Annotated in this window: 19 protein-coding genes; 11 read left to right on the forward strand and 8 right to left on the reverse strand. The window is 71.5% G+C overall.

Annotated elements, in window-relative coordinates:
* Positions 1 to 74 precede the first annotated feature (74 nt).
* A complete protein-coding gene (locus ACIP84_RS29830; RefSeq protein WP_401801943.1) occupies positions 75 to 410 on the reverse strand; it encodes a DUF2530 domain-containing protein in 336 nt (111 codons plus the stop codon).
* 150 nt (positions 411 to 560) lie between these two features.
* Here ACIP84_RS29830 and ACIP84_RS29835 point away from each other — a divergent pair, with 150 nt between their 5' ends.
* Entirely contained in the window at positions 561 to 2,012 is a 1,452-nt protein-coding gene (locus ACIP84_RS29835; protein ID WP_401801945.1) for an NCS2 family permease, read from the forward strand.
* Here the strand turns inward: ACIP84_RS29835 and ACIP84_RS29840 are convergent.
* Positions 1,982 to 2,236, reverse strand: coding sequence for a hypothetical protein (locus ACIP84_RS29840; protein ID WP_355969640.1), 255 nt, complete (start codon positions 2,234 to 2,236; stop codon positions 1,982 to 1,984). The genes ACIP84_RS29835 and ACIP84_RS29840 overlap by 31 nt on opposite strands.
* Positions 2,237 to 2,446: 210 nt before the next feature.
* On the opposite strand from ACIP84_RS29840, the gene ACIP84_RS29845 reads away from it, so the two are divergent.
* The 3 genes from ACIP84_RS29845 to ACIP84_RS29855 all read left to right on the forward strand — a co-directional run bounded on the left by ACIP84_RS29845 (position 2,447) and on the right by ACIP84_RS29855 (position 5,879).
* The gene (locus ACIP84_RS29845; RefSeq protein ID WP_355969642.1) at positions 2,447 to 2,890 is read left to right on the forward strand and encodes a MarR family transcriptional regulator; all 444 of its coding nucleotides are present in this window, start codon (positions 2,447 to 2,449) and stop codon (positions 2,888 to 2,890) included.
* 26 nt (positions 2,891 to 2,916) lie between these two features.
* The gene (locus ACIP84_RS29850; protein WP_355969643.1) at positions 2,917 to 4,254 is read left to right on the forward strand and encodes an MFS transporter; all 1,338 of its coding nucleotides are present in this window, start codon (positions 2,917 to 2,919) and stop codon (positions 4,252 to 4,254) included.
* A gap of 242 nt (positions 4,255 to 4,496) precedes the next feature.
* A complete protein-coding gene (locus ACIP84_RS29855; protein ID WP_401801948.1) occupies positions 4,497 to 5,879 on the forward strand; it encodes a signaling protein in 1,383 nt (460 codons plus the stop codon).
* A 75-nt stretch (positions 5,880 to 5,954) separates the two neighbouring features.
* Here ACIP84_RS29855 and ACIP84_RS29860 read toward each other — a convergent pair whose 3' ends face one another.
* Positions 5,955 to 6,461, reverse strand: a complete 507-nt coding sequence (locus tag ACIP84_RS29860; RefSeq protein ID WP_401801950.1) for a GNAT family N-acetyltransferase — start codon at positions 6,459 to 6,461, stop codon at positions 5,955 to 5,957.
* 33 nt (positions 6,462 to 6,494) lie between these two features.
* On the opposite strand from ACIP84_RS29860, the gene thpR reads away from it, so the two are divergent.
* Both thpR and ACIP84_RS29870 read left to right on the forward strand, forming a co-directional pair.
* On the forward strand, positions 6,495 to 7,094 hold the full coding sequence (thpR, locus tag ACIP84_RS29865) for an RNA 2',3'-cyclic phosphodiesterase (protein WP_401801953.1): 600 nt from the start codon (positions 6,495 to 6,497) through the stop codon (positions 7,092 to 7,094).
* 210 nt (positions 7,095 to 7,304) lie between these two features.
* Positions 7,305 to 8,294 (forward strand): aldo/keto reductase, encoded by a 990-nt coding sequence (locus tag ACIP84_RS29870; protein ID WP_355969649.1) that lies wholly within the window; start codon positions 7,305 to 7,307, stop codon positions 8,292 to 8,294.
* Positions 8,295 to 8,316: 22 nt separating this feature from the next.
* Here ACIP84_RS29870 and ACIP84_RS29875 read toward each other — a convergent pair whose 3' ends face one another.
* Positions 8,317 to 8,856: a MarR family winged helix-turn-helix transcriptional regulator gene (locus ACIP84_RS29875; protein ID WP_401801956.1), complete on the reverse strand. Its 540-nt coding sequence runs from the start codon at positions 8,854 to 8,856 to the stop codon at positions 8,317 to 8,319.
* Positions 8,857 to 8,912: 56 nt separating this feature from the next.
* Between ACIP84_RS29875 and ACIP84_RS29880 the strand changes: the two genes are divergently transcribed.
* The gene (locus ACIP84_RS29880) at positions 8,913 to 9,314 is read left to right on the forward strand and encodes a carboxymuconolactone decarboxylase family protein (RefSeq protein ID WP_401802240.1); all 402 of its coding nucleotides are present in this window, start codon (positions 8,913 to 8,915) and stop codon (positions 9,312 to 9,314) included.
* A 12-nt stretch (positions 9,315 to 9,326) separates the two neighbouring features.
* Here the strand turns inward: ACIP84_RS29880 and ACIP84_RS29885 are convergent, their stop codons facing one another.
* Both ACIP84_RS29885 and ACIP84_RS29890 read right to left on the reverse strand, forming a co-directional pair.
* Positions 9,327 to 10,007, reverse strand: a complete 681-nt coding sequence (locus ACIP84_RS29885) for a GDSL-type esterase/lipase family protein (protein WP_355969653.1) — start codon at positions 10,005 to 10,007, stop codon at positions 9,327 to 9,329.
* A gap of 179 nt (positions 10,008 to 10,186) precedes the next feature.
* Positions 10,187 to 11,035, reverse strand: a complete 849-nt coding sequence (locus ACIP84_RS29890; RefSeq protein WP_401801959.1) for an alpha/beta fold hydrolase — start codon at positions 11,033 to 11,035, stop codon at positions 10,187 to 10,189.
* A 128-nt stretch (positions 11,036 to 11,163) separates the two neighbouring features.
* Here ACIP84_RS29890 and ACIP84_RS29895 point away from each other — a divergent pair, with 128 nt between their 5' ends.
* Positions 11,164 to 12,159 (forward strand): YncE family protein, encoded by a 996-nt coding sequence (locus tag ACIP84_RS29895; protein WP_401801961.1) that lies wholly within the window; start codon positions 11,164 to 11,166, stop codon positions 12,157 to 12,159.
* A 72-nt stretch (positions 12,160 to 12,231) separates the two neighbouring features.
* On the opposite strand, the gene serC is transcribed toward ACIP84_RS29895, so the two are convergent.
* Positions 12,232 to 13,350, reverse strand: coding sequence for a phosphoserine transaminase (gene serC, locus ACIP84_RS29900; RefSeq protein WP_401801963.1), 1,119 nt, complete (start codon positions 13,348 to 13,350; stop codon positions 12,232 to 12,234).
* A 51-nt stretch (positions 13,351 to 13,401) separates the two neighbouring features.
* Here serC and ACIP84_RS29905 point away from each other — a divergent pair, with 51 nt between their 5' ends.
* The 3 genes from ACIP84_RS29905 (at position 13,402) to ACIP84_RS29915 (ending at position 18,285) form a co-directional block, all read left to right on the forward strand.
* Positions 13,402 to 16,191 carry an FAD-binding and (Fe-S)-binding domain-containing protein gene (locus ACIP84_RS29905; RefSeq protein WP_401801966.1) on the forward strand — a complete coding sequence of 930 codons (2,790 nt, stop codon included), beginning with the start codon at positions 13,402 to 13,404 and terminating at the stop codon, positions 16,189 to 16,191.
* Positions 16,192 to 17,219: 1,028 nt separating this feature from the next.
* Complete coding sequence (locus tag ACIP84_RS29910) at positions 17,220 to 18,050, forward strand: Scr1 family TA system antitoxin-like transcriptional regulator (protein WP_401801968.1); 831 nt, start codon at positions 17,220 to 17,222, stop codon at positions 18,048 to 18,050.
* The gene (locus ACIP84_RS29915) at positions 18,028 to 18,285 is read left to right on the forward strand and encodes a DUF397 domain-containing protein (protein ID WP_401801971.1); all 258 of its coding nucleotides are present in this window, start codon (positions 18,028 to 18,030) and stop codon (positions 18,283 to 18,285) included. The genes ACIP84_RS29910 and ACIP84_RS29915 overlap by 23 nt, the downstream gene beginning before the upstream one ends.
* 21 nt (positions 18,286 to 18,306) lie before the next feature.
* Here the strand turns inward: ACIP84_RS29915 and ACIP84_RS29920 are convergent, their stop codons facing one another.
* Positions 18,307 to 19,164: a LysR family transcriptional regulator gene (locus ACIP84_RS29920; protein WP_401801973.1), complete on the reverse strand. Its 858-nt coding sequence runs from the start codon at positions 19,162 to 19,164 to the stop codon at positions 18,307 to 18,309.
* Between the last annotated feature and the right edge of the window lie 78 nt (positions 19,165 to 19,242).

Below are 19,242 nucleotides of genomic sequence, written 5' to 3' on the forward strand. Positions count from 1 at the left end.
GGGGGAGGAGGGGAATCGTCCCCCGGTGCTACGCGCGGGGGTCCCTCGGTGTTACGCGCCGGGGCCCCTCGGTGTTACGTGCCGGGGTGCGTCTCGGGGTCCTGGGGCGACTCCGGACCGGCGGCGGTTCCGGCCGTGGTGCCCGCTGCGGCCTCCGCGGTCCGCGCCGCCTCGTGCCGCTTGATCGCCGCGTCCCGCTTGCGTACGTACCAGATGCCGATCAGGCCGAGTCCGGCGCCGGCGAGGCAGGTCCACACCCACCAGGTCAGGTCCCGGTCGTCGAACCAGCCGTAGAACGGGACCTGGACGAGGAAGAGGACGAACCACAGGATCGTTCCGCCGGTGATGGTGGCGACGACGGGCCCTTCGAGGGGCTCGGGTGCCTCGTGCTTCGGTGTCCACTTCGCCATGAGGGTCAGTCTAGGTGGCGGGAAATCGTATCTACGCGCGGAGATAGACGCTCGCTCGTTCATGTGTTCATACTGAAACGGTTTGCCTCTGGCGGGTTTCCTTCGTATGAACCGCCAAACGGACGTCTCTCCCGAAGAGGAACCCACCCCATGAGCACCACGGCCACCGCCAAGGCCATGCCCCCCGAGCCTTCCGCTCCCCAGGAGCCGACCTCGGGCCTCGACCGCTACTTCAAGATCTCGGAGCGCGGCTCGACCGTCGCCCGTGAGGTCCGCGGCGGTCTCGCCACCTTCTTCGCGATGGCCTACATCATCGTGCTGAACCCGATCATCCTCGGCAGCGCCAAGGACATGTACGGGCACCAGCTCGACGGCGGCCAGCTCGTCACCGCCACCGTCCTCACGGCGGCGTTCTCGACGCTCCTCATGGGCGTCATCGGCAACATCCCGATCGCCCTCGCCGCCGGCCTCGGCGTCAACACGGTCGTGGCGCTCCAGCTGGCGCCGAAGATGTCCTGGCCGGACGCCATGGGCATGGTCGTCCTCGCCGGTGTCGTCGTGATGCTGCTCGTCGCGACCGGTCTGCGCGAGCGCGTGATGAACGCGGTCCCGGTCGGTCTGCGCAAGGGCATCGCGATCGGCATCGGCCTCTTCATCATGCTGATCGGCCTCGTCGACTCGGGCTTCGTCTCCCGCATCCCCGACGCCGCGCACACCACCGTCCCGCTCCAGCTCGGTGGCGACGGCCACCTCACCGGCTGGCCGGTGCTCGTCTTCATCCTGGGCACGCTCCTCACCCTCGCGCTGATCATCCGCAAGGTGCCGGGCGCGATCCTCATCTCGATCGTCGTCATGACGATCGTGGCGATGGTGGTCAACGCGGTGGCGACCGTCCCGTCCTGGGGTCTGACCACCCCGGAGTGGCCGGGCAACCCGGTCGCCTCGCCCGACTTCGGTCTGGTCGGCGAGGTCAGCCTCTTCGGAGGCTTCGAGAAGGTCGGCTACCTGACCGGCGTCCTCTTCGTCTTCACGGTGCTGCTGTCCTGCTTCTTCGACGCCATGGGCACGATCCTCGGCGTCGGTGACGAGGCCAAGCTGATCGACAAGGACGGCAACTTCCCGGGCATCAACAAGGTCCTGCTGGTGGACGGCCTGGCCGTCGCCTCCGGCGGCGCGACCTCCTCCTCGGCCACCACCTGCTTCGTGGAGTCCACGGCGGGCGTCGGCGAGGGCGCGCGCACGGGGCTCGCCTCGGTCGTGACCGGTGGTCTGTTCTCGGTGGCGCTGTTCCTCACGCCGCTGGCCACGATGGTCCCGTCCCAGGCGGCGACGCCCGCGCTGCTCGCGGTCGGCTTCCTGATCCTGGCCGGTTCGATCAAGGACATCGACTGGAGCGACTACACGATCGCGGTGCCGGCGTTCCTGGCCATGGTGATGATGCCGTTCACGTACTCGATCACGAACGGCATCGGCATCGGCTTCATCGCGTTCAGCGTGCTGCGGCTCGCGGCGGGCCGGGGTCGTGAGGTCCCGGTGGCCATGTACATCGTGTCGGCGGTCTTCGTCTTCTACTACGCGATGCCGGCGCTCGGCCTCACGTGATCGCGGGGGGTGTCGGTGGCCGTGTCGGCCACCGGTTCCCCGTCCGCCTCCCCGTAGAACTTTTCCGTCTCGTCGACGGCGGTCTTGAACCGCTCGTCGAAATCCTCGCGAATGAGCGTCCGGACGACATAGTCCTGGACGCTCATTCCTCTTTTCGCGGCGTGACTTCTGAGCCGGTCGAGCAGCTCACCGTCGATGCGCAGGCTGAGCACTGTCGATCCCATGTCGTTCAGGGTCGGGGCAGCCGGGGCTCCTTTGCGTCACTTTCTGGATCCGACTCACTCGTTTGGGTGATACATGGATGCTGAAGCGTGATCTGCGTGCGTGCGGTTCACGCGCGGGGGCAGGCGTGCGGGGGTACACGGGTGTGATCCGTGCGACGTCGACGCGTTCCCGTTGGTATTTAGGAAGAGTAATGAGTTAGGCTAACAAACATGCCTGACCTGTCCCACGGCACAGCCGGCGACGCCGCGGCCGTGAACGCGCTCCGCTCCTCCGTCATGCGACTGGGCCGACGCCTCAAGCACCAGCGTGTCGACGAATCGCTGAGCCCCACCGAGATGTCGGTGCTCGGCACCCTCGCGCTCTGCGGCTCCGCCACACCCGGCGAACTCGCCCGCAAGGAGCACGTCCAGCCGCCGTCGATGACCCGCATCGTCGCGCTGCTCGAAGCCAAGGGACTGGTCCGGCTGGAGCCTCACCCCGACGACCGCCGGCAGAAGGTCGTCAGCCAGACCGAGCAGGCCGAAGCCATGCTCGAAGAGTCCCGCCGCAAGCGGAACGCCTGGCTGGCCTCCCTCGCCGAGGGTCTGGACGAGGACGAGTGGGCCAAGCTGCGCGCGGCCGCTCCCGTCCTGGAGAAGCTCGCCCACCTGTAATCCACGCGCCAAGGAGGCGACGCACTTTGAGTACGGGACCCGGAGCAGACTCCGCACCCGTCCACAAACCCACCCTCGACACCCGCGGGCGGGGGGAAACCTTCTCCTCGCTCAGGATCCGTAACTACCGGCTGTTCTTCACCGGCGCGATCGTCTCCAACACCGGTACGTGGATGGCCCGCATCACCCAGGACTGGCTGGTCCTGAGCCTCACCGGCTCGGCCGCCGCCGTCGGCATCACGACGGCCCTGCAGTTCCTGCCGATGCTGCTGTTCGGCCTCTACGGCGGAGTCATCGCCGACCGTTACCCGAAGCGGCGCCTGCTGCTCGTCAGCCAGGCAGCCCTCGGCCTCTGCGGCATCGCGCTCGCCGTCCTCACCCTCTCCGGCAACATCCAGGTCTGGCACGTCTACCTGATCGCCTTCCTCCTCGGCATGGTGACCGTCGTCGACAACCCGGCCCGGCAGGCCTTCGTCTCCGAGATGGTCGGCCCCGACCAGCTGCGCAACGCAGTCTCCCTGAACTCGGCGAACTTCCAGTCCGCGCGGCTCGTCGGCCCCGCCGTCGCCGGTGTCCTCATCGCCGGAGTCGGCAGCGGCTGGGCCTTCCTCCTCAACGGCCTGTCCTTCCTCGCCCCCCTCGTGAGCCTCCTGCTCATGCGGACGAGCGAACTCCACAAGGTGGAGCGCGCCCCGCGCGGCAAGGGCCAGCTGCGGGAGGGCCTGCGCTACGTGGCCGCGCGACCGGACCTCATCTGGCCGATCGTCCTCGTCGGCTTCATCGGCACCTTCGGGTTCAACTTCCCGATCTGGCTCACCGCCTTCTCCGGCGACGTCTTCCACGTCGGCGCGGGCGCGTACGGCTTCCTCAACACCCTCATGGCGGCCGGCTCGCTCGTGGGCGCCCTCGCGGCGGCCCGGCGCGGCTCGACCCGGCTGCGGATGCTGGTGATCGCGGCGGCGGTCTTCGGCGTCCTGGAGATCGCGGCGGCCCTGTCGCCGGCGTTCTGGCTGTTCGCGCTGCTGCTCGTCCCGATCGGCATGATCGGCCTCACGGTCAACATCACCGCGAACTCGGCCGTCCAGATGGCGACGGACCCCGCCATGCGGGGCCGGGTGATGAGCCTCTACATGATGGTCTTCGCCGGTGGCACGCCGATCGGCGCGCCGCTCCTCGGCTGGGTCACCGACACGTACGGCGCCCGCGTCGGCTTCGCGACGGGCGGAGTGATCTCCCTGGCGGCGGCGGTCGTCGTGGGCCTCGTCCTGGCCCGGGTGGGCGGCCTCAAGGTCGCCTGGGCGTGGCGCCACGGGCACCCGCAGGTGCGGTTCGTGGCGCGGGAACGGCTGGCGACGGCGGCGTGACGTCCGGGGCGGTGGCGGAGGCCGTGCCTCCGCCCCGCCTCCCGTGCGGGCCCCCGAGTCTCCCCTTTCACCCCCTCGCACCTGTGTGCGAAGATCGCGGCGCCGTGCAGGCAAAGATCTTGAAAAGGGGGGGCTTGCACACCCATGACCATGCGTTTCGCCCGTATACCGGGCTACGGCCCGGCGCGGGAGCCGGCGGTCACCGCCGCGCCTTCGTGCCGTCGGAACGGAGCCGTTCCGACATGTCACTGACCCGCCGCAGCCTCCTGACCACAGCGGCCGCCACTCCGCTCCTCGCCTCCGTCGGACCCGCCCGGGCGGCCGCGCCGAAGGTCGCTCCCGGCGCCGCGCCCCTCGCCGGCCCCTCGCCGGCCGCCGTCCCGGCGGGGCCCGGCCTGTCCCCGGGGTACAGGTTCAGCCTGAGGGACGAGCCCGTCGACCTCCTCGGCAGGGAGGTCCGGCTCCACTACAAGAGAGTGCACCAGCAGGTCGCCTTCGATCCGGTGACCGGCCTCACCTACGCCGTGCAGGGCATCAGCGACGGGGTCAGGCTCTCCGCCGGCGACACCGTCGTCAGCCTCGCGGACCACGACGGGCGGGGAGACCTGTGCGTCAACCAGGTCGCGCCTGACGGCACCGTCCTCGCCGTCATGCACCTGACGGGCTTCGGCCACGGCGCCGGGTTCGGAGTCGAGAACGTCGACGGCACCGTGTGGCTGTGGCTGGAGACCCACGCGGACATCGCCGCCCCCGGCAAGAACGCCCACGGCAAGTACATCGGCCGACTCGCCTTCCAGCCCGGCGCCCTCGTCGATGCCAAGGAGGGCCCCGTCGAGGTGTTCAAGCCCGTCGGCGAGGACTCCGCGGTCACCCCCTCCCTGGACCTCGACCACGGCCACATCGCGGTGCGCCACGTGACGGCCGGTACCGCCGAGTACCGCGTCTACGAACTCGAGGCCTTCAAGCGCCACGACTTCACCACCCTGGTCGACTTCCCGGGCAAGCACAGCATCCAGTCCTGGTGCCTGTACGGAAACTTCGTCTACCAGAACGCGGGCACCGCCTACGACGCGGACAACCCGTCCCCGGGCAACTCCTGGTGGACCGTCTACGACGTCGCCTCGGGCGCAGTGATCGAGCGGATCTTCAACCGCACCGCCCTCGATCTCGCGCACCGGGAGACCGAAGCCATCACCGTCCGCCGAACGTCCGACGGGCCGCAGCTCGTGTTCGGCTTCGCCACCCAAGGAGATCGACGCATGGCCCTCTACGGCCTCTCCAGCACCACCCCGTGGACCCCTCTGACCTACGACGAGAACGTCTACGGGGCCACCAACAGCTACAAGCCGCAGTACCGCCGAACGGGCGACCGCGTCGAGCTCCGCCTTCGGGTGACCCGCAACACCAACACCCCGTGGACCAGCGGCGAGACGATCCTCACGCTCCCGGACCACCTCCACCCCATCCGTACCCAGGGCATGGTGGGCACGGCGACCGGCGCGGGAGACATCACCGGCCCCCTCACCGTGCGCTGGGAGGTCACCCCCGACGGCTCCCTGCGCATCTACGACGAGCGCGGGTTCAAGGGCTGGATCGCGCTCGACGCCGGCTACTTCACCAGCTGACCCCGCCGGGCCGGCCGCGTGACCGCCTGATCACGCGAGCGGGCCCGACCGCCCGCACACCGGAGCGGCGGGTCCTCAGACCCGCCGCTCCAGCACCTGGCCCGCCCAGTCGCCGACCAGGAACGTCTCCGTCGGGGTGAAGCCCTGGCCTTCGTAGTACGCGACCAGCCGGCCCTCGCTGCCCGCGAAGCAGTCCACCCGCAGCAGCGAGACACCCTGGCGCCGCGTCTCCTCCGCCGCGTGGGCGAGCAGCGCCGCGCCCACCCCGTGGCCGTGGAACCGCGCGTCGGTCGCGAGCAGCCGTACGTACACCTCGGGCTCGTCCGCCGGTGCGATGTGCTGCCCGGGGAACGGGGTCAGCGTCATCGTCCCCGCCGGTACGCCGTCGATCTCGGCGATCCACGGATCACCCGCGGCCATCGTGTCCTCGACCTGCTTCACCGCCCTGGGGCGGCCGGAGAACGACTCGGTGCCCCACTGCGCGGTGATCCCCCTGCCGTTGAGCCACACCACGGCGCCGTCGAGGACGTCGAGTATCGCGGGGAGGTCCGCCGCCCCGCCCTTCCTGATGGAGATCTTCATGCCGCAGAGGCTAACCGCTGCCACACTCGCCTCATGAGGCTCTTCGCCGCCGTCCTGCCGCCGCCCGAGCGGCTGGACGAACTCGGACACGTCGTCGACCGGCTCCACCGGCTGCCCGGGGCGGACGCGCTCCGCTGGACCTCCCGGCCCGGCTGGCACCTCACGCTCGCGTTCATGGGAGAGGTCGACGAGGAGCTGCTGCCCGAGCTGCGCGTCCGGCTCGCCCGCGCCGCGCACCGCACACCGCCCTTCCCGCTGCGACTCCACGGCGGCGGGCACTTCGGGCGGCGCGCCCTGTGGGCCGGGGTCGCCGGTGGTCTGGACGAGCTGCGGCTGCTCGCCGAGCGCGCCGACGCGGCCGCGCGCAGGTCCGGGGTCGCGATGGACGAGCACCGCCGCTACCAGGCGCATCTGACGGTGGCCCGCGCGCGGGGGGAGGAGGTGGACCTGCATCCCTTCCTGGACGGGATGGGGACCTTCGAGGGCGCCCGCTGGGAGGTGGCAGAGCTGGTCCTGGTGCGGTCGAACCTGCCGGTGAGCGGGGTGCGGGGCGAGCAGCCCAGGTACGAGAGGGTCGGCGGCTGGCCGCTTGAGGGGGCGGGGTGGGGGAGGCGGCCCGGGGAGCCGGGGTGAAGGCCGTGGTGAACGGCCGGGTAACCTCGAAGGGTGGATCCCAAGACCCGTAACCGCATCATGGCCGGCGTACTCGTACTGATGTTCGCGATCATCGCGGTGGCGTCGGTGACCGGCCTGTAGCCCGTACTCCTCGCCCGGAGCACCCTCTGCCCACCCCGTGGGAACCCCCTTGCTTCGAGCGCACTCCAAGCAGTTGGCTTGGCGTCCATGGAGTACACGCAGCTCGGACGCACCGGACTCAAGGTCAGCCGACTCGTCCTCGGGACGATGAACTTCGGACCCCAGACGGACGAAGCCACCAGCCACGCCATCATGGACACGGCGCTGGACACGGGGCTCAACTTCTTCGACACCGCCAACGTGTACGGCTGGGGTGAGAACAAGGGCCGGACCGAGGAGATCCTCGGTTCCTGGTTCGCGAAGGGCGACGGCCGTCGCGACCGTACTGTTCTCGCCACCAAGGTGTACGGGAACATGGGCGCCGACGGCGAGGCCTGGCCCAACCACGACAAGCTCTCCGCGGTGAACATCCGCCGCGCGGTCGAGGCCAGCCTCAAGCGCCTCGGCACGGACTACATCGACCTCTACCAGTTCCACCACATCGACCGCTCGACCCCCTTCGAGGAGATCTGGCAGGCGGTCGACGTCCTCATCCAGCAGGGCAAGATCCTCTACGCCGGCTCCTCCAACTTCCCCGGCTACAAGATCGCCCAGGCCAACGAGACCGCCGCCCGGCGCGGCTCGGTCGGCCTCGTCAGCGAGCAGTGCCTCTACAACCTCTTCGAGCGGCGCGCGGAGATGGAGGTCATCCCGGCCGCGCAGGAGTACGGCCTCGGGGTCATCCCCTGGTCGCCGCTGCACGGCGGTCTGCTCGGCGGCGTCCTGAAGAAGGAGGCCGAGGGCAAGCGGCGCACGGAGGGCCGCGCGGCGGCCACCCTCGCCGACCCGGCGTCCCGTGCGCAGCTCCAGGCCTACGAGGACCTGCTCGACAAGCACGGCCTGGAGCCGGGCGAGACGGCCCTCGCGTGGCTGCTCACCCGGCCGGGTGTGACGGGCCCGATCGTCGGCCCGCGGACGCCCGAGCAGCTGGCGAGCGCGCTGCGCGCCCTGGAGCTCGATCTGAGCGAGGAGGTCCTGGCGGCTCTCGACGAGATCTTCCCGGGCCCGGGGCCGTCGCCGGAGGCCTTCGCCTGGTGACCGTCCTGACCGGTCGTGCCGGTCAGGGAGCTCCCAGCCAGCTGGTGGCGTCCAGGCGGAACGCCGTCTCCGCGGGGACGACGTTCCGCAGGGCCGCCTCCAGGTCCCGGACGCGGTCCGCGCCGAGGGTCGCCGCCCACTCGGCCCGCAGTTCGTCGAAGATCGCGGCGGAGCGGGCGAGGGCCGCGTACCCCCGTGGGGTGAGGTGGACGAGTTTGCGGCGGGCGTCGGTGGGGTCGTCGGCCCGCTCGGCGTAGCCGAGGGCGAGGAGCCGGTCGACGGTCTTGCCGGCCGCCTGCTTGGAGACGCCGAGGCGGCGTCCGATCTCGCTGGCGGTGGCGCCCCGCGCGCCGATGGCCTGCATGGCGAAGCCGTGGGCGGGGCGCAGGTCGGGATGGCCCTCGGTGGCGAGGCGGGCGTGGAGGCGGTCGATGAGAGTGCGGAAGCCGCCGAAGAGCAGCAGGGGGAGTTCGTAGCCCCTGCCGCCGCCCTCGGGTGCGCTTTCTCCCTTGCCGTTATCGACAACCTGGTTTACGTTTTCCTTCGCCGCATAGTCAACCATGTTGTCGATTCTACGCGTTCCATCCGCCCGATCCAGGAGACGCCTTGTCCGTGGACATGTCCGCCCGTACCGCCAACGCCGTCGCCCTCCTCAAGGAGTCGCCCGAGACCCTCGACGGCTTCCTGAAACTCAGCCAGACCTTCGAGTCCACCACCCTCGACCCGCACTCCCGCGAGACGGTCGTCCTGACCGTCGCCGAACGCAACCAGTGCCACCTCTGCGTCGACATGTACGAGGCCAAGCTGGCCGCCCTCGGCCCCGCGCCCGACGCCGAACGCCTGGCCGCCGTCCGCCTGTTCACCCTCCGGGTCCTCGCCTCCGCGGGGGCGGTGAGCGACGAGGAGCTGGCCGCCTTCGAGGCCGCGGGCCACACCCGCCGCAACGCCCTGGAGGTCGTCCTCGGCATCGGCGCGTACACGCTCTCCACCTTCGCGAACCGCCTCACCCGGGCCGCTTGAGACCCGGCCGCGCTACCCGGCGTACGGGCCGCCCAGGCCCCACGCCTGGTGCATCGCGCCGGCGAAGGCGGCCGCCAGCTTGTGCTCGCCCGAGGGCCCCGGGTGGGTGCCGTCGTAGGTGTCCGCGTCGAGGTCGTACGACTCCGATATCGACGCCAGGAGGAGGGGCGAGGCCGCCGTGTCCAGGTCGGCCACCGCCTTCCCGAGCAGCTCGTTGAAGCGGGCGCACTCGACGGCGAAGGGCGCGTCGTACCCGGCGCGCACGTTGGGGATGACCGGCAGAAGGACGGCCCGGACCCGGGGGTTCGCGGCGCGGGCCGCGGCGACGAACGCCCGGACGTTCTCCTCGGTCTGCTCGCTGTTGGTGTAGAAACCCAGGTCGATCAGGCCGAGCGAGATCAGCAGCACGTCGGCACCGGTCGCCGCGACCGTGTCACCGATCACGGGCGCCATGTGCAGCCAGCCCTCGCCCCAGCCGGCCAGATGGCGCCGGGCGGGGGCGGGGAAGGCCGGGTCGGCGTACGTCTCCGAGGCCGGGGCGTCGACGGCGGGGTCGTAGAGGGTGGTGCGGGGGCCGACGATCTCGTACCCGCCGGGCAGCGTGGACTCCAGATGCCGCCACATGCGGTACCGCCAGGTCCAGTCGCCGGCGCGTCCGATGGTCATGCTGTCGCCGACGAACAGAAAACGCATGGTCATATCATCGCGGACGGCGTCCCGGACCTGCGACGTGATCCGGGACACGGGCCGAACGCCGGAACGCCGGGGCAGATCGACGGGCTCAGGAACACGCCTCCGGTGACACGCCTACCGCAGGACACGCCTACCGCAGGAACACGCCAGCCGCAGGACGCGCCTGCCGCAGGACACGCCTACCGCAGGAAGTCGGACACCGCCCCCGTGAACCGCTCCGCGTCGTCGTGCCACGGGAAGTGCCCCGCCCCGTCCAGGACGACGAAAGCCGCCTTCGGGAACAGCTCCGCGTACGCGGCCGCCGTCGGGACCGGGGTGTTCACGTCCCCCTCCCCGGCCACCACGAGCACCGGCCGCGCGAACTCCGCGAACACCGCGCGCGTCGCCTCCGGGTCGAACGCCCCCTCGCCCGCGAAGACACCCGCGCCCTCACGGTTCCGCTGCCCCTCCCCGGCGGCGTGCCGCTCCCGCGCGGCCTCGTCCCAGGTCCCGTGGAAGAACGGCGCCACGGCCTGGAAGCTCTCGCCCGTCCCACGCCCCGCCGTGACGTCCTCAAGAGCCGCGTACGCCGGGCCGAACCACGGCTCGTCGCGCCGCAGCCGCGCCGCCGCGAGCCGCTCCTCGGGCGCCGTGTCGAGCCCGACGGCCGCCGTGCCCGGGGTGACGAGCACGAGCCGGTCGACCCGCTCGGCGTACCGGGTCACGTACAGGGCGGCGAGGTTCGCGCCCGCCGAGTGCCCGAGGACGTCGACGGTGTCCAGCCCGAGGTGCGCGCGCAGCGCCTCCACGTCCTCGACGAGCCGGTCGCAGCGGTACGAGGAGGAGTCGTCCGGCACGGCCGACGCGCCCGTCCCCCGGAGGTCGAGCCGGATCAGCCGCCGGTGCGCGGTCAGTCCGCCGAGGTCGCCGAGATAGGCGGAGTCCTGGAGCGGGCCGCCGGGGAGGCAGAGGAGCGGGGCGCCGGTGCCGGACACATGGAAGGCGAGTGTCGTGCCGTCGGGCGCGGAGAAGGTCTGCGGGGTGGGCATGAGCGCGACCCTGGCAGCGGCCGAGGGGCTGGTCAAGTGGGTTTCACCCGGGGGCGGGCGGGGGTCTCCGGACGGCGGACGATCTTCCCGTCCGGTGTCGTCGGCCACGTCGTGGCAGGCTGGGGGACATGCGATCTGCTCTGTGCGCCCTCGGCGCGGCGGCGGCCCTGGTGCTGCTCCCGGCCGGTCATGCCCGTGCCGAAGGACAGGAGCCGGACCGGGACTTCACCATCGAGGACTCCCGCGTCACCGAGTCCAGCGGCCTCGCCGCGAGCCGCGCCCACCCCGGGATCTACTGGACGCACAACGACCAGGACGCCCCCCTGATCTACGGCATCGACTCCCGCACGGGGAAGACGGTCGCGACCCTGACCATGCAGGGCGTCGGCACCCCCCGCGACATGGAGGCGATCGCCGTCGGCCCGGACGGCGACATCTACGTCGGCGACATCGGCGACAACCTCGACGGCTCCTGGGACCACGTCTGGGTCTACCGCTTCCCCGAGCCGAAGGTCCTCAAGGACCAGAAGGTGGCGGCGAAGCAGTACGTCGTGAAGTACGCCGACGGCGCGCGCAACGCCGAGGCGCTCATGGTCCACCCGAAGACCGGGCGGGTGTACATCGCGAGCAAGAACGAGGACGGTGGCGGCCTGTACGCGGGACCCGAGCGGCTCTCCTCGTCCGGGACGAACGTCTTCCGGCGCATCGGCGAGGTCCCGTGGGTCACCGACGGCGCGTTCTCGCCGGACGGCGACCGGCTGGTCCTGCGCGGCTACCTCATGGCGCGCGAGTACACGTGGCAGGACGGCCGGCTCGGCGACGAGGGCACGTCGATCGGCGCCCCGTTCCAGGGCCAGGCGGAATCGGTGACGTACACGACGGACGGCTCGGCGTTCATGCTCGGCTCCGAGGGGCAGCAGAGCCGAGTGGTGCGGCTGGACCGGCAGGACGCCGGACGCTCCCCGGAGAAGCCGGGCGGCAGCCCGGACACCCCGGGCGCCCCGCAGGCGCCGCAGTCCCCGGCGGCCGACGGCGAGAAGGGGAACGTCACGGTCGGCTTCCTGGTCCTCGCGGGCGCGTTCGTCCTCGTCTTCGGCATCAAGCGACTCCTGCGGCGGGGCTGAGCGGCGGACACGCCGAAGGGCCCGGCACCGGAAGTTCTCCGGTGCCGGGCCCTTCGCACGTACGACAGGCGGTCAGAGCTTCTCGATGACGTAGTCGATGCAGGCCGTCAGGGCGCGCACGTCCGCCGGGTCGATCGCCGGGAACATCGCGACGCGCAGCTGGTTGCGGCCCAGCTTGCGGTACGGCTCCGTGTCGACGATGCCGTTCGCGCGCAGCGCCTTCGCGACCGCCGCCGCGTCGATCTCGTCCGCGAAGTCGATCGTGCCGATGACCTGCGAGCGCTTCGCCGCGTCCGTGACGAACGGCGTCGCGTACTTGGACTCCTCGGCCCAGCCGTACAGGGCGTCCGAGGACTCCTTCGTACGGGACACGGCCCAGTCCAGACCGCCCTGGCCGTTGATCCACTTCAGCTGCTCGTTGAGCAGGAAGAGGGTCGAGAGCGCCGGGGTGTTGTACGTCTGGTTCTTCAGCGAGTTGTCGATCGCCGTCGGCAGCGAGAAGAACTCCGGGATGTGCCGGCCGGACTCCTGGATCTTCTTCGCACGCTCCAGGGCGGCCGGGGAGAAGGCCGCGAGCCACAGGCCGCCCTCGGCGGCGAAGGACTTCTGCGGGGCGAAGTAGTAGACGTCCGTCTCGGTGATGTCGACCGGGAGACCGCCCGCGCCGGAGGTCGCGTCGACCAGGACCAGCGCGCCCTCGTCGGCGCCCGCGACCCGCTTGATCGGGGCGGCGACACCGGTGGAGGTCTCGTTGTGCGTGTACGCGTAGACGTCCACGCCCGCCTCCGCCACCGGCTCCGGGTGGGTGCCCGGGTCGGAGGAGATCACGGTCGGCTCGGCCAGCCACGGGGCCAGCTTGGCGGCCTTCGCGAACTTGGAGGAGAACTCGCCGAAGGTCAGGTGCTGCGACTTGTGCTCGATCAGACCGTGGGTCGCGACGTCCCAGAAGGCGGTGGAGCCGCCGTTGCCCAGGATCACCTCGTAGCCCTCGGGGAGCGAGAAGAGGTCACGGATGCCGGTACGTACCTCGCCGACCAGGTTCTTCACCGGAGCCTGGCGGTGGGACGTGCCGAGGAGAGAGGTGCCGGTGGCGGCCAGGGCGTCCAGCGCCTCCGTACGCACCTTGGAGGGGCCCGCGCCGAAACGGCCGTCGGCGGGCTTGATGTCAGCGGGAATCTGGATATCAGCCACGAGGCGGAGAGTATCGGGTCGGGAAGGGGCCGGTCGCCGGATGTCCGCCCGATGAGACGAGCACTGAGACATCCTGGGCTTGTGGGAACACACGAGGAACACGCGTCAGGGCTGGCCGCCGACCTGCGCGCCGCGGTCGCCGGAGAGGTCGACTTCTCCGCCACCGCCAGGGCACTGACCACCATGGACGCCTCCAACTACCGCCGGGTTCCGGCCGGTACGGTCGCGCCGCGCGACGCCGACGACCTCGCGGCCGTCCTGCGGGTGTGCCGGGCGCACGACATCACGCCGGTCGTCGCGCGGGGCGCCGGGACCTCGATCGGCGGCCAGGCGACCGGCACCGGCGTCGTGCTCGACCTCACACGGCACATGGGCGGCACCGTCTCCCTGGACCCGGAGGCGCGGACGGCCGTGGTCCGGCCGGGGCTCGTCCTCGACCGGCTGCGGGAGGCGGCACGCCCGTACGGCCTGACCTTCGGCCCCGATCCGTCCACGCACAGCCGCTGCACCCTCGGCGGCATGATCGGCAACAACGCGTGCGGGGCGCACTCGGTCGCCTGGGGCACCACGGCGGACAACGTGCGCTCGCTCGACGTGATGACCTACGGAGGCACCGCGTTGACACTGGGCCGGGGAGGGCAAGGCGCACCCGCCGGACTCCTCGACCTCGTCGACCGCCATCTCGCCCTCCTGCGGACCGGCTACCCGGCCGGTCTGCCGCGCCGCATCTCCGGGTACGCGCTGGACGCGCTGCTCCCCGAGCGGGGCGTGGACGTCGCCCGCTCGTTCTGCGGCAGCGAGGGGACGCTGGGCGTGGTCACCGAGGCGACGGTGACGCTCGTCCCGCTGCCGGCCGAGCCGGTGCTCGTGGTGCTGGGGTACGCGGACGAGAGCGCGGCGGCGGAGGCGGCGGCGGGGCTCCTGCCGCTCGGGCCGCTGACCGTGGAGGGGATGGCGGCCGATCTCGTACGGGGCACCGCCGGGCTCCCTCGCGGTGCGGCGTGGCTGTTCTGCGAGACGGACGGGGAGGGAGAGGCGCGGCGGCTCGTGCGGGCGGCCGACGCGATCGACTCCGCCGTGGTGCGGGACCCGGCGGGGCAGCGGGCGCTGTGGCGGATCCGCGAGGACGCGGCGGGCACGGCGACCAGGACCCCGGAGGGCGGGGAGGCCTGGCCCGGATGGGAGGACTGCGCGGTGCCGCCGGCGAGGCTCGGCGCGTACCTCCGTGAATTCCGGTCGCTGCTCGCGGACTTCGGCCTCCGAGGAGTGCCGTACGGGCACTTCGGTGACGGCTGCGTCCACGTCCGGATCGACTTCGACCTGTGGACGAAGCCGGGGGTACGGGACTTCCGCCGGTTCTCGGAGGCGGTGGCCGACCTCGTGGTCGCCCACGGCGGCTCGCTCTCCGGGGAGCACGGCGACGGACAGGCGCGGGCCGAGCTGCTGCCGAGGATGTACGGGGAGGAGCTCGTCGCCCTGTTCGGCGCGGTCAAGGACGTGTGGGACCCGGACGGCGGCCTCAACCCGGGGATGCTGGTCCGACCGCGCCCGCTCGACGAGGGCCTGCGGTTCACGGGGCTGCCGCTGGTGGGCCTCGGAAGGGAGGCGGCCCGGTGCGTGGGAGTCGCCAAGTGCCGTGTGGGCGGCCCGAGTTCGGGGTCGGGGGTGATGTGCCCCTCGTACCGGGCGACGGGGGAGGAGAAGCACTCGACGCGGGGGCGTGCGCGGCTGCTCCACGAGATGGCGCTCGGCGAGGTGATCACGGACGGCTGGCGCTCGGAGGAGGTCCGGGAGGCGCTGGACCTGTGTCTGTCGTGCAAGGGATGCCGCAGCGACTGCCCGGTGGGCGTCGACATGGCCGCGTACAAGGCGGAGTTCCTGGACCGGCACTACGCGGGGCCGTTCGGCTTCCTGCGCAGGCCGCGCTCGCACTGGACGATGGGCAGGCTGCCGCACTGGCTGGACCTGTTCGGGCGGGGCCTGAACGCGGGGATGAGACTGCCGTTCGCGGCGCGGCTCGCGGGGGTGACACCGGAGCGGACGATGCCGAGGGTGGCGGGGAGGTCGTTCACGTCGTGGTTCGCCGAGCGGATCTCGACCCGCCCGGCGGACGTGACGCTGTGGCCGGACACGTTCACGGACCACCTGGCGCCGGAGGTGGGCCAGGCGGCGGTCCGGGTTCTGGAGGACGCGGGGATCGGGGTGGAGCTGCCACCGGGGAGGGTGTGCTGCGGGCTGACGTATGTGTCGACGGGGCAGCTGGGGGCGGCGCGGAGGGTGATGCGGAGGGCGTTGGACGTGATGGAGGGGGACGGCGGGGCGGCCACGGGGCCCACGGGGCCCGTCGTGGTCCTGGAACCCTCCTGCGCGGCGACGCTCCGCACCGACCTGCCGGAACTGCTGCCGGACGACCCGAGGGCGGCCCGTCTGGCGGCGTCGGTGCGGACGTTCGCGGAGGCTCTGGAGACGCTGGCGCCGGACTGGGAGCCGCCGCGCCTGGACCGCCCGGTGACGGGCCAGACGCACTGCCACCAGCACGCGGTCCTCGGCGACGCGGCCGACCGCCGCCTGCGGGCACGCGCGGGCCTGACGGGCGAGCTGGCGGGCGGGTGCTGCGGACTCGCGGGCAACTTCGGCTTCGAGCCGGGCCATTACGAGGTCTCGGTCGCGTGCGCGGAGGACCAGCTGCTGCCGGCGCTGAGGGAAGCGGCCCCGGAGGCCACCGTCCTGGCGGACGGCTTCTCGTGCAGGACGCAGATGGGAGACCTGGCGCGGGTGCGGGGCCGGCACCTGGCGGAGGTGCTGGCGGAGGGGGTGGATGAGAGGGGGACGGGTCTTTGAGGCCCAGGAGGTGAGCGTGCCTGGTGGGGTGCGGGTGCGGCCGCCCTCTTTCCGAGTGTGGCGGCCTCCACCACCGCGTCAAGGGCGCCTCCGGCGTCGCTGCGCGATGGGCTGCGCCCACCCTTGACCCGGCGGCGGAGGCCGCCTTTTCACACTCGGAGGGCGGCCGAGGGGCGTGGCCACGCGGGGCTTCGGGTAATGGCCGCTCGCCGCTTGCGGCTGTCGGTCGGTGGGTGGGGGCTTGGTTTGTGGCGGGGGCGGGTGGGTGTTGTTCCGCCGGTTCTGGGTGCGCGGCCGTTGAATGGGGCGGCCCGGCTCGGCTTGGCGGCCGACCGCCGTCCTCGGGCTGGGACTCAGGCCCCGCTGGTCACTCCCGGTGGGTGGTTGGGGGCTGTCGGCGTGAGTTTCTTGCACTTTCACCGCCCGATAAGGGTGATTCGCCCCTTATCGGGCTTAATCCGGGGGGTGTTACTCGGAGTAGTGCGCAGTTGTCCACGCCTGACCCAACCCCACCCACCGGCAGTGACCAGCGGGGCCTGAAGCCCCACCACGGACCACCGTCCGCCGCTGAGCCGGAGTCCGACCGCCCCATTCAACAACCGCGCACCCCGAACCCACCGACAGAAGCCCACCCACCCCGGCCGCAAACCAAGCCCCCACCCACCGGCCGGCACACGCAAGCCGACGCCGACTACTGCCCGAAGCCCGGCGTGGACCCCTCCCCCTGGACCGCCCTCCGAGAGTGTTTTCGCTCCTGGAGGTGGTGGGTCAAGGGTGGAGCGCAGCGGAATCGGCGAAGCCGACGCGACGAAGGAGCGCCCTTGACGCACCACCGGAAGGAGCGACTCTCGGAAAGAGGGCGGTCCCACCAGAAGCGCACTTGTCGGCCGCGTCGTTGCCGCCCGGCTTGCGTTCATGCGCCCGCAGATCCAAGTTCCTTCGAAAGAGGGCCGGTTGCCTGATTCGGACCTCGCGCACGAGGTGCCCCGTTACTGTCGGCGAGAGCCGACATTGGGGGTGACCTCCTCGTGGTCAACATCCGCAGCCTTGACCCGTCCGCCTCACCGCTGGACTACTACGGATCCGAACTCCGCCGCCTTCGGGAGGCCGCCGGGCTCGGGCAGAGCCAGCTCGGCGGCATCGTCTTCTGCACGGGGTCCCTGATCGGCCAGATCGAGACGGCGAAGAAGGTCCCTACACGGGACTTCTCGGAACGGATCGATGCGGCACTGATGACGGGCGGGTTCTTCACGCGCCTGGTAGGGCTGGTACTGCGGAGCCAACTGCCGACCTGGTTCCAGCCGTATGCCGAGATGGAGGCGAAGGCGGCGTACATCTCGACGTACCAGAGTCAGCTCGTCTACGGACTCCTCCAGACCCCGGCGTACGCCCGTGCGGTGCTGAGCGTCGAGCACTCCGACCTGCTGGACGAGATGGTCGCCGCTCGGATCGAACGACAGCGAATCCTGGAGCGCGACCGCCCGCCCGTGCTGTGGGTGGTGCTGGACGAGGCCGTCCTTCACCGAGAAGTCGGCGGACGCGTGGTCATGCAGGCGCAGTTGGCGCATCTGCTGAGCTTTGCCTGCGCGCCCTGGGTGCAAGTCCAGGTGTTGCCGTTCGAGGCCGGGGAACACGCAGGGGGGATGGGGTCCTTCACCGTCCTGCGCTTCGACGACAACCCTGACATCCTCTACACGCCCAGCTATGGGCATGGGCACATGACGGCCAATCCGCAAGTGATCAGGGAACGTTCTGTCGGTTACTCTCGCCTCCAGGCCACAGCCCTCTCCGTGGAGGAGTCGGCCGAGCTGATCTCTCGCGTCATGGAGGAGCGGTATGGACACGGTGCAGTGGCGTAAGTCGTCATACAGCGGTTCTGACGGCGGCGAGTGCATCGAATGCGCCCCCCTAGGCCCCACCACCTGGCTCAAGTCCTCCCACAGCGGCAACACCGGCGGCGACTGCGTCGAAGTAGCCCCCCTCGCCCCCCACATCGCCGTCCGCGACTCCAAGAACCCCGACGGCCCCCACTTCCGCGCCACCCCCTCCGCCTTCGCGGTCTTCGTGGCCGCCGCCGCACAGGGCCGGTTCTAACCTCGTCCCGAACCGGGGACGTCACTCCCCGCTGACGACCTCCCGCGCCATCGCCACCAGCGCCCCCGTCGCCGGGTGCGGGAACGCGTCCCGCCAGGCCAGTACCACCGGGAGCGGTGGGGCGTCCGGCAGCGGGCGGTACGTGACGCCCGGGTGCGGGTGCAGTGACGCCGTCGATGCGGACGAGACGCCGACGCCCCTGCCCGCCGCGATCGCCGTCAGCCAGTCGTCGGTGTTCGCCACCGTGACCGTCGCCGCCGGGCGCGCCGTCGCCGGCCAGAGGGTGAGGGTCGTCGTGCCCGACACCGTGTTCAGGACGACGGTTCCGCCGGCCAGGTCGTCCAGGGTGAGTCGCGGTCGTTCCGCGAGCGGGCTGTCGGCCGGTACGGCCGCGACGCGTTCCTCCGTCGTGAGTTCCTCCGTGACCAGGCCCGGCGCGTCGACCGGGCCGCGCAGCAGTGCCGCGTCCACCTCTCCTCGGGTCAGGCCGGCTGTGCGGTCATCGATGCGGAGGAGTTCGAGCGGGGTCTCGGGGTGTTCGCGCTGCCAGCGCCGCAGCAGGGGCGTGGTGTACGGGCCGAAGGCCGACCACGCGTGTCCGAGGCGCAGCGGCCGGTGGCGCAGCCTGGCCGGGTCGACTGCCGCCTCGGAGGCGGCGAGGGCCGCCGCGGCCCGGTCCTGGAAGGCGCGGCCTTCGGCCGTGAGGGCGAGGTGGTGGGTGGAGCGGTCCACGAGCCGGGCCCCGAGGTGCTGTTCCAGGGCGGCGAGCGTGCGGGAGACGGCGGGCTGGGTGAGGTGGAGCCGGGCTGCCGCCCTGGTGAGGCTGGATTCCTCGGCGATGGCGAGGAAGCAGCGGAGGTGGCGTAGCTCGATGCTCATGCGTCCGGAGCATAACCGCAGCGCAATCGGCATTTCCGGTGCCGCGCGGGGGCTCGTAGCGTGAGAGGGGAACTCCGG

This window comes from Streptomyces sp. NPDC088707, assembly GCF_044752725.1.
Classification (GTDB): Bacteria; Actinomycetota; Actinomycetes; order Streptomycetales; family Streptomycetaceae; genus Streptomyces.